The sequence below is a fragment of the Azospirillum sp. UFLA03-27 genome (genome assembly GCF_059803775.1).
On sequence record NZ_JAUQTX010000255.1, the window covers coordinates 1 to 9,337 of the forward strand.

Consider the following 9,337-nt stretch of genomic DNA (forward strand, 5'->3'; position numbering starts at 1 on the left):
GGCATCCGCCTGCCGCCAGCGGGAACTCTGTTCCCGCGAGAGGCGGGCTCCGGTCGCATGTGCGACCGGGACCGCCGCCGCGGTCCAAAGCGGATTGCCATCCGCTTTAACGCACCGCCACCGGCTGGCTCGGCCCCGCGCCTTGCGGAATGTCCGACCGCCCCGCCCCCAGGTCCTTCTGCATCATCACTACGTCCAGCCAGCGCCCAAACTTCAGCCCCACGGCCTCGACCACGCCGCAGGTGCGGAAGCCCAACGCGGCGTGCAGCCCGACGGACCCGGCGTTCTCCGACCCGCCGACCAGCGCCACCATCTGGCGGTAGCCCTGCTCCACGCAACGGTCGATCAGCGCCTGGAGCAGCAGACGGCCGAGGCCCTGGCCGCGCGCCTCCTCGGCGATGTAGACGGAGTCCTGGATGGTGAAGCGGTAGGCGGAACGGACGTGGTAGGCGCTGCCATAGGCGTACCCCAGGACCACGCCGTCGCGCTCGGCGACCAGCCAGGGCAGGCCGGCGCCGGTGATGGCGCGGAAGCGCCCTTCCAGCTCCACTACGTCGGGCGGCTCCTCCTCGAAGGTGCCGACGCCATGAAGGACATGGTGCTCGTAGATTCGCTGGAACGCGGGGACATCCTCGATGCGGGCGTCGCGGACGGTGGGGATGCTGGTCATGGCGGGACGAGTCCGACGGGTGAAGGGGTGGACGACCATCCTGCCGCACGCATTTTGCTGTCGCAACCGTGCCACCCAGCCGATATGTACAGAACTGGAACGCGCTGTGTGCAACAGGGCTTTAGGGCAGGTCTTTTCAGGGCAAGGGGTTGGAAGCGATGAAGATCAACGGCCGGACGGTGCTCGTCTGCGATTGCGCCCACAGCATGGCGCTCGACGGCAAGGCGTTGGCCAGGGCCTGCGGGGCCGCGGCGGGGGCCGAGGGCGATTTGTCCGTCGCCACACAGCTCTGCCGCACCCAGCTCGACCGGTTCGAGGCGCGCATGGCGGAGGGCGCTCCGCTGCTCGTCGCCTGCACCCAGGAGGCCCCGCTGTTCGCGGAAATCGCGGCCCAGGACAATCCGGACGCCTCCTTGGCCTTCACCAACATCCGTGAGCGCGCCGGCTGGTCGGACGAGGGTGCCCTGGCGGGACCGAAGATCGCCGCGCTGCTGGCTGAGGCGGCCATGGACATCACGCCGACCGGCACGATCACCCTGGCCTCGGAAGGCACCGCGCTGGTCTACGGCATCGACGAGCGCGCCATCGAGGTGGCCCGGCAGCTGTCCGGCAGCCTGGACGTCACCGTTCTGCTGAAGTCCCCGAAGGACGTCGCCCCGCCGCGCGTCATGGACGTGCCGGTCTTCAAGGGCACCATCCGCGCCGCCAAGGGCTGGCTCGGCAACTTCGAGATCGTGGTCGACGACTACGCCCCGGCCATCCCGGCCTCGCGCGCTGTCCTCGGCTTCGAGACGCCGCGGCACGGCGCCGCCTCGCGCTGCGACGTCATCGTGGACCTGACCGGCGGCGCGCCGCTGTTCCCGGCGCACGGCAAGCGCGACGGCTACCTGCGCCCCGACCCCGACAGCCCGGCAGCCGTCGCCAAGGCGGTGTTCGAGGCCGCCGATCTGGTCGGCGAGTTCGAGAAGCCGCGCTACATCGACTTCAAGGCAGACCTCTGCGCCCATTCGCGCAGCCGCAAGACCGGCTGCACCCGCTGCCTGGAGGTCTGCCCGACCGGCGCCATCACGCCGAACGGCGACCATGTGGCGATCGACCCGCACATCTGCGCCGGCTGCGGCTCCTGCGCCTCGGTCTGCCCGACGGGGGCCAGCACCTACGCCCTGCCGCCGCTCCAGGCGGTCTACGAGCGGCTGCGCACGCTGCTCTCCTCCTACGCCAAGGCCGGCGGCACGGAGCCGGTGCTGCTCGTCCACGATCCGCGCCACGGCGACGAGATGATCTCGCTGATCGCGCGCTACGGGCGCGGCCTGCCGGCCCGCGTGCTGCCCTTCGCGGTGAACGAGGTGACGCAGCTCGGCTTCGACGTGTTCGCGGCGGCGCTGGCCTATGGTGCCGCGCAGGTGCGCGTTCTGGTCGGGCCGGGCAACGCCGGCGAGACGGCCGGGCTGGCCAGCCAGATCGGCTTGGCTGAAACCGCCATGGCGGGCCTGGGCTACGGCTCGGGCCGGGTGTCGATCATCGACGCGCAGGACCCCGACGCGGTGGCCGCAGAGCTGTGGAGCCTGCCGCGCGAGGGCGCTCCCGCCCCCGGCACCTTCCTGCCGATGGGCGGCAAGCGCACCGTGACCATGCTGGCGCTGCGCCACCTGCACAAGGTCGCTCCGGAACCGATCGAGGTCCTGCCGCTGCCGCCGGGCGCCCCCTTCGGGCGGGTGCAGGTGATGACGGAGGGCTGCACGCTCTGCCTGTCCTGCGTCGGCGCCTGCCCGACCGGGGCGCTGCTCGACAACGCCGACAAGCCGATGCTGTCCTTCTCGCAGGACGCCTGCGTGCAGTGCGGCCTGTGCAAGACCACCTGTCCGGAGAAGGTCATCGCACTGGTTCCGGAGATCGATTTCCGCGACAGCGCCCGCGGCGCCAAGGTACTGAAGGAGGAGGAGCCCTTCTGCTGCGTCAAGTGCGGCAAACCCTTCGCCACCAAGTCCTCGATCGACAAGATCGTCGCGGTGCTGGCCGGACGGCACGCCATGTTCGCCACGCCGGAGGCCGCCGACCGCATGCGCATGTGTGGCGACTGTCGCGTCGTGGACCAGTTCGAGCGGGGCGACTCGCCCTTCGCGCTGGGCGCCCCACGCGCGCCCCGCACCACCGAGGACTATCTGCGCGAGCGGGAGCTGGCCCAAAACGGCAAGGACGGCGGTCCGGACGGCGGCAGCGTCCACTGAGCGCGGTCGCTGGAAGGCGCGCGGTGCCGGGATTTGATTCCCGTCAAGTCCCGGCTCGGCGCTTCGTGGTCTCCTGCGCCTGAAATTCCAGGTGGCGAAAAATCCGTAACTCGGACCTATATATCAGGATCGGGTTCGGGGTCATAATCGCCGCCCGGACTGCACGATACGGACCCCCTTGGGGAGAAGCCTGACGATGACGACCGTTCCGCCGACCGCCGCCGCCCCGCTCGTCGATCCTTTCGGGCGGACCGTCAGCTATCTGCGCGTGTCCGTCACCGACCGCTGCGACCTCCGCTGCGTCTACTGCATGGCGGAGGACATGAGCTTCCTGCCCAAGGCGGAGGTGCTGACGTTGGAGGAGATCGACCGCGTCTGCTCCGCCTTCGTCAAGCTGGGCACCCGCAAGCTGCGCCTGACCGGCGGCGAGCCGCTGGTCCGCAAGGGCATCCATGAACTGATCCACAGCCTGGGCCGCCATGTGAAGGCCGGCGATCTGGACGAGCTGACCCTGACCACCAACGGCACCATGCTGTTCAAGTATGCCGGCGATCTGGTAGAGGCCGGGGTGCGCCGGATCAACGTGTCGCTGGACACGCTCGACCCCCATAAGTTCCAGGCGATCACCCGCTGGGGCCGGTTGGACAAGGTGCTCGGCGGGCTCCAGGCCGCCAAGGAGGCGGGGCTCCAGGTCAAGATCAACACGGTCGCGCTGAAGGGCGTGAACGACGACGAGTTCCACCGGCTGGTCGGCTGGTGCGGCGAGCAGGGCTTCGACCTGACCTTCATCGAGGTCATGCCGATGGGCGAGATCGGCGACGAGGCGCGGCTCGACCAGTATCTGCCGCTCAGCCTCGTGCGGGCGGAGCTGGCCAAGCGCTGGACGCTGGAGGAGATCGACTACCGCACCGGCGGCCCGGCCCGCTATGTGCGGGTGGCCGAGACCGGCGGGCGCATCGGCTTCATCACGCCCCTGACCCACAATTTCTGCGAAAGCTGCAACCGCGTGCGGCTGACCTGCACCGGTACCCTCTACATGTGCCTGGGCCAGGAGGACGCCGTCGACCTGCGCACCCCGCTGCGCCTCAGCGACGACGACGGGCTGCTGGTCCAGGCGGTGCGCGACGCCATCGCCCGCAAGCCCAAGGGCCACGACTTCATCATCGACCGCCGCCACCAAGGCCCGGCGGTGCCCCGCCACATGAGTGTGACAGGCGGATGATGGGCCACTCCGGCGCTGCCTCCAATCCCTCTCCCGCCCCGGGAGAGGGTGCCCGCGAAGCGGGCGGGTGAGGGTCGTGCGAGAAACAGGGCTTTCTTCCTGGCGGTACCCTCACCCTTCCCGTGCTTCGCACGGGTCCCCTCCCTCTCCCGGGGCGGGAGAGGGATGTGAAGTGCAACCGCGCCACCCTTCGACCGAAGCGGCCTTCTGCAACCGGGCACTCTGCGCTATGGTCCTCTGGACATGACCGAAACCGCCGCAAAGCTGCCCGCCGATCCGACCCTGGACCCGCTGGCGCCCGATTCCTCGGCCCGCAAGCCCGCCGATCTTCGCATCGCCTTCTGCGCGGCGAACACGGAAGAGGCGATGCGGGCGCGTACCCGTCTGGTCCACCGCTACGGCAACGCGCCGCTGGAGGACGCCGACGTCATCGTGGCGCTGGGCGGCGACGGCTTCCTGCTGGAGACGCTGCACCGCGCGCTGAAGCGCGACGGGCAGAACCCGCCGCCGGTCTACGGCATGAACCGGGGATCGGTCGGCTTCCTGCTGAACGTCTTCCGCGAGGACGAGTTGGCCGAGCGGCTGGCCAGCGCCCAGAGCGTCACGCTGCACCCCCTGCGCATGAAGGCCACCCGCTGCAACGGCGAGCAGATCGAAGCGCTGGGCATCAACGAGGTATCGATGCTGCGCGAGACGCGGCAGGCCTCGAAGCTGCGCATCACCGTGGACGGCGTCGTCCGCCTGCCGGAGCTGATCTGCGACGGCGTGCTGGTCGCCACCCCCGCCGGCAGCACCGCCTACAACCTGTCGGCCCACGGCCCGATCATCCCGCTGGGCGCCGGGGTGCTGGCGCTGACTCCCATCAGCTCCTTCCGGCCGCGGCGCTGGCGCGGCGCGCTGCTGCCGCACAGCTCCAAGATCACCGTGGACATCCTGGAAGAGGTCAAGCGCCCGGTCAGCGCCGTGGCCGATTCGACCGAAGTGCGCGAGGTCATCCGCGTCGATGTGGAAGAAGCACGCGACGTCGCGCTGACCCTGCTGTTCGATCCGGAGCTGAATTTCGAGGAGCGGATCCTCAAGGAGCAGTTCTCGCCGTAACGCCCCTGCCCCGCCTCTTTGGCCCGGCCGTTACTCGGCGGCGCGGCGCGCGGTGCTGGCCTGCGCATGGGCGCAGATGCGCCGGGTCAAGGTGGTCAGGTCGGCCTGGAGCCGGGCGAAGCCCTCGTTCCGCTCCAGCGTTTCCTCGTTCATGTAGAGCCGGCGGTTGATTTCGAGCTGGAGGGAATGGCGGCCCCGCGCCGGGTTGGAATGGCGGGACACCAGCTCGACCCCCTTGAAGGGATGGTTCCGCGTGACCGTGTAGCCAAGCCCGGTCAGCACCTGCTCGACCAAGACGGTAAAGCCCGGTTCGCAGGTGGTGCCGTCGCGGTCGCCCAGCACGAAATCCATGCCCAGCTTGTGCGCCGCCCCCGGCCCGACCGCGGAGGGCATGGAATGGCAGTCGATGTGCCAGACGGCGCCGAACCGGTCGGCCAGATCGTCCATCACGCTGGCGACCTGGAAATGATAGGGCCGGTAGTAGCGGTCGATGCGCTCGGCCACCTCGGCCACCGACAGCCGCCCGTCGTAGAGCGGCATTCCCGGACGGCACAGGGTACGGATCAGCCCCATGCCGGCGGCGCTCTTCTCGGTCGGGCGCAGCGGCTCGGGCCAGCGCCCGTCGAGAAGCGCCGGGTCGATGTCGTCGATGGCCCGGTTCGCATCGATGTAGGTGCGCGGAAAGAGGGCGCAGAGCAGCGTCGCGCCGTGCTCCGGCGCGTGGGCGAACAGCTCGTCCACATGGGTGTCCTCGGCCTGCCGCAGGGTGGACAGCGGGCAGACGAAGGCGAAGTCGCGCGGGTAGACGGTGCCGCTGTGCGGTGAATCGAAGAACACCGGCAGGCGCGGGACGATCGGATCGTTGCGGACGAGCACGTCCTCGATCACGAAACTCATGGCTGACCCCGGTGTACCAACTGCGCCGACCGACCACGGCACCTGCCCGGATGGCATAGCAGGGCGCTGCGGCGGATGGATTCGGGTATAGACGATGGCCGGGTGCCCGTCGACCAAAAACCGTCATACACCGGTAAGGCAAAGGACATGATCGGCCAGGGAAATGGCGGGGCTGGCGCAGCGCCGGACTCTCCGCCATACTGACCATTCAGCGAAAGCGCCCGGCACCGGCCAGACCCGCAAAGGCGAGATCCGCTTGACCGAATCCCTGCCACCGATCGAATTGACGCCGCCGGACATCGGCCCCTACCGTCGTGGAAACACCGGCATCGACCATGTCACGACGCTGGAGTCCGGACGCCCCGGCCAACACGCCGTCATTGTCTCGCTGATCCACGGCAACGAGATCAGCGGCGCGGTGGCGATGGACCGGCTGTTCCGGATGGGCTTGCGGCCCACCCGCGGGCGGCTGACTCTGGTCTTCGCCAACACCGCCGCTTATCAGAGCTTCGATGCCGAGCGCCCCTATGCCTCCCGCTTCGTGGACGAGGACATGAACCGCGTCTGGTCGCCGGAGGTTCTGGACGGACCGCGCGACAGCGCGGAACTGCGCCGCGCCCGGCAACTCCGCCCGGTGTTCGACGCCGCGGACGTCATCCTCGATCTGCATTCCATGACGGCGGACACCCCGCCCCTGACGCTGTGCGGACGGACGGACCGCGCCCGCGCGTTGGCCCGCCGGCTCGGCCACCCGGCCTGGATCGTCGCGGACGAGGGGCACGCGGCGGGGCGGCGCGTGATCGACTACGCGGATTTCGCCGAAGCGGATGGGCGGCGCACCGCCATCCTGGTCGAATGCGGCCAGCACTGGCGGAATGAGACGGCGCTGGTCGCCCTGGAAAGCGCCATGCGCTTCCTGCTCGCCCAGGAGATGATCGACCCGTCGCTGGCCGATCGCCACATCCGCCGCCACCCCGATCCGCTGCGCACCGTCGAGGTGACCGAGGCGGTGACCGCGGAAACCGACGAGTTCTTCTTCGACCAGCCCTATGTGGGCATGGAGATCATTCCCCGCGCCGGAACGGTCCTGGGCCATGACGGCAACCGTCCGATCGTGACGCCTTACGACGACTGCGTGCTGATCATGCCGGCGCGGCGACCCAAATCCGGACAGACCGCCGTCCGGCTGGGGCGGATCGTTCCTTGAACCGGACACAACGAGCGGCATGACCATCGGACCGGGGCTCCGGCCCTTCGCGCTCGCCCTCGCGCTGGGGACGGCGGGGGGCGCGCTGTTCAGCTATTTCCATCTGCCGCTGGCCTGGATGATCGGCGCCATGACCGCCACCACGGTCGCCGCCATGGCCGGTGTCGCGCTGCATGTGCCGAAGCCGCTGCGCAACGCCATGATCATGATCCTCGGCGTGATGCTGGGCAGCGGCTTCACCCCGGACATCCTGGGGCGGCTCGGCGAATGGAGCCTTTCGCTGAGCGCGCTGGCCGTCTATCTCGTGCTGGCGACCACGCTGGGCGTGCAGTACCTGCGCCGCGCGGCCCGGCTGGACCCGCCCACATCCTTCTTCACCGCCACCCCCGGCGGGCTGAACGAGATGGTGATGGTCGGCACGCAGATGGGTGGCGACAGCCGGACCATGGCGCTGTCCCACGCGCTGCGGGTGATGCTGGTGGTGCTGGTCATCCCCTTCGCCTTCCAGGCGCTGGGCCTGTACGACCCGGCGCGGCGCGGCGCGCTCGGCCCGCCTCTGCTGTCGCTCGCCCCGCTGGACGTGGCGCTGCTGTCCGCCTGCGCGCTGGGCTATCCCCTGGCGAAGCTGCTGCGCATCCCCGCCGCCCAGATCGTCGGGCCGATGTTGCTGTCCGCCGCGATCCACCTCGCCGGCCTGACCGAGGGCAAGCCGCCGGGCGTGCTGGTCGCCGCCGCCCAGGTGGTGATCGGCGCGTCGCTGGGTTGCCGCTTCACCGGGCTGAACATTCGCCGCATCGGGCGCGACGGGCTGACCGCGCTGGGTCTCACCGGGTTGATGCTGCTGGTCACCACGGCGGCGGCCTGGATGGTGGACGAGGCGACGGGGCTGGGACTCGCCGCGCTGATCCTCGCCTTCGCACCGGGCGGGCTGGCCGAGATGACGCTGGTCGCGCTGGCGCTGAACATCGACGTGGCGCTGGTCGCCACCCACCACATGGTGCGCATCATCCTGATCGTGACGCTGGCGCCCGGCTTCTATCTGCTGTGGCGCAAGTGGCGATCCCGCCGCGGCAAGACCTGACGAAACGCCTCGGGTTCGGCCGGCCAATCCGTCGCACACGCATGCGTGGAGTTTCCGTTGCGCCCGTCCCGCACCCCGTGCGAGGTGGAGGCGCGGACGGGTGGTGGGTGGCCACCACCCCGCCGCTCAACAAGGAGGCTCGGAGGATGAAGGAAATCCTCGGTCTCCTGATCCTGCTGCTCCAGATCGTCAAGGCAATCCTTGATCTTCTGAACCGGCAGTGATCGAGCCGGGAGGCGGGGGATAGGAGCCCCTGCCTCCCAAGCCTGATGATGGCGCCGCGCCCGCCCGATTGCAAGCCATCCGATCATTTCACGGCAGGCTTACCCTTTTCCCACTGAGGATTCGTATCGATCAGCGGCACGCTGGAGATGGACATCTTCGCCGAGGCGTCCTTCACCTGCCGGCTGTAGACGACGTAGATCAGCGTGTCGTTCACCCGGTCGTAGATGCGGCGGATGGCGATGGACTTGAAGACCAGGCTCTTGCGCTCGGAGAAAACCTCCTCGCCCTTCTGCGACAGTTCGATGTCGCCGATCACCAGCGGCCCGGTGCGCCGGCAGGCGATGGAGGCGTTGGACGGGTCCTCGAACCAGTTCCCCTTGGTCAGCCGGTCGAGCACGCTGCGGTCGAAATCCACCAGATGGCAGGTGATGCCCTTCACCTTCGGGTCCTCGACCGCCTGCACCTGAAGCCCGTTGCCGGTCCAGTCGTTGGAGAAGCGCCCGACGACGAGGTCCTCGGCCAAAGCAGCGGTGGAGGCGGCCATCGGTGGCAGCACGGATAGCGCCAGGACCATCAGGCCGCGGCGGATGTTTATCGAAGGGAACGGGCTGCGCATCTCGTGGAACTCCGGTCATCGCGAAGCGGGGCCGCGTGGGCGCGGTCCTGGAACTGTCTCTTATACACATCTCCGAGCCCACGAGACTATAAC

General features: G+C 69.2%; 8 protein-coding genes. 5 read left to right on the forward strand and 3 right to left on the reverse strand.

From position 1 onward, the window contains the following. Window positions 1–106: 106 nt before the first annotated feature. Window positions 107–670 (reverse strand): GNAT family N-acetyltransferase, encoded by a 564-nt coding sequence (locus tag Q4I23_RS26895; RefSeq protein WP_454019247.1) that lies wholly within the window; start codon window positions 668–670, stop codon window positions 107–109. Between the two features lie 158 nt (window positions 671–828). On the opposite strand from Q4I23_RS26895, the gene Q4I23_RS26900 reads away from it, so the two are divergent. The 3 genes from Q4I23_RS26900 to Q4I23_RS26910 all read left to right on the forward strand — a co-directional run bounded on the left by Q4I23_RS26900 (window position 829) and on the right by Q4I23_RS26910 (window position 5,218). Further along, a complete protein-coding gene (locus Q4I23_RS26900) occupies window positions 829–2,898 on the forward strand; it encodes a 4Fe-4S binding protein (RefSeq protein WP_498528232.1) in 2,070 nt (689 codons plus the stop codon). Between the two features lie 196 nt (window positions 2,899–3,094). Then, a complete protein-coding gene (gene moaA / locus Q4I23_RS26905; RefSeq protein WP_498528233.1) occupies window positions 3,095–4,120 on the forward strand; it encodes a GTP 3',8-cyclase MoaA in 1,026 nt (341 codons plus the stop codon). A 243-nt stretch (window positions 4,121–4,363) separates the two neighbouring features. Continuing rightward, window positions 4,364–5,218 carry an NAD kinase gene (locus Q4I23_RS26910; protein ID WP_237903023.1) on the forward strand — a complete coding sequence of 285 codons (855 nt, stop codon included), beginning with the start codon at window positions 4,364–4,366 and terminating at the stop codon, window positions 5,216–5,218. A gap of 30 nt (window positions 5,219–5,248) precedes the next feature. Here the strand turns inward: Q4I23_RS26910 and Q4I23_RS26915 are convergent, their stop codons facing one another. Further along, complete coding sequence (locus Q4I23_RS26915; protein ID WP_454019244.1) at window positions 5,249–6,115, reverse strand: N-formylglutamate amidohydrolase; 867 nt, start codon at window positions 6,113–6,115, stop codon at window positions 5,249–5,251. A gap of 256 nt (window positions 6,116–6,371) precedes the next feature. On the opposite strand from Q4I23_RS26915, the gene Q4I23_RS26920 reads away from it, so the two are divergent. Continuing rightward, window positions 6,372–7,322 carry a M14 family metallopeptidase gene (locus Q4I23_RS26920; RefSeq protein ID WP_454019243.1) on the forward strand — a complete coding sequence of 317 codons (951 nt, stop codon included), beginning with the start codon at window positions 6,372–6,374 and terminating at the stop codon, window positions 7,320–7,322. Window positions 7,323–7,341: 19 nt separating this feature from the next. After that, window positions 7,342–8,403, forward strand: a complete 1,062-nt coding sequence (locus tag Q4I23_RS26925; RefSeq protein WP_454019242.1) for an AbrB family transcriptional regulator — start codon at window positions 7,342–7,344, stop codon at window positions 8,401–8,403. Window positions 8,404–8,710: 307 nt separating this feature from the next. On the opposite strand, the gene Q4I23_RS26930 is transcribed toward Q4I23_RS26925, so the two are convergent. Next, the gene (locus Q4I23_RS26930; protein WP_498528234.1) at window positions 8,711–9,244 is read right to left on the reverse strand and encodes a CreA family protein; all 534 of its coding nucleotides are present in this window, start codon (window positions 9,242–9,244) and stop codon (window positions 8,711–8,713) included. Between the last annotated feature and the right edge of the window lie 93 nt (window positions 9,245–9,337).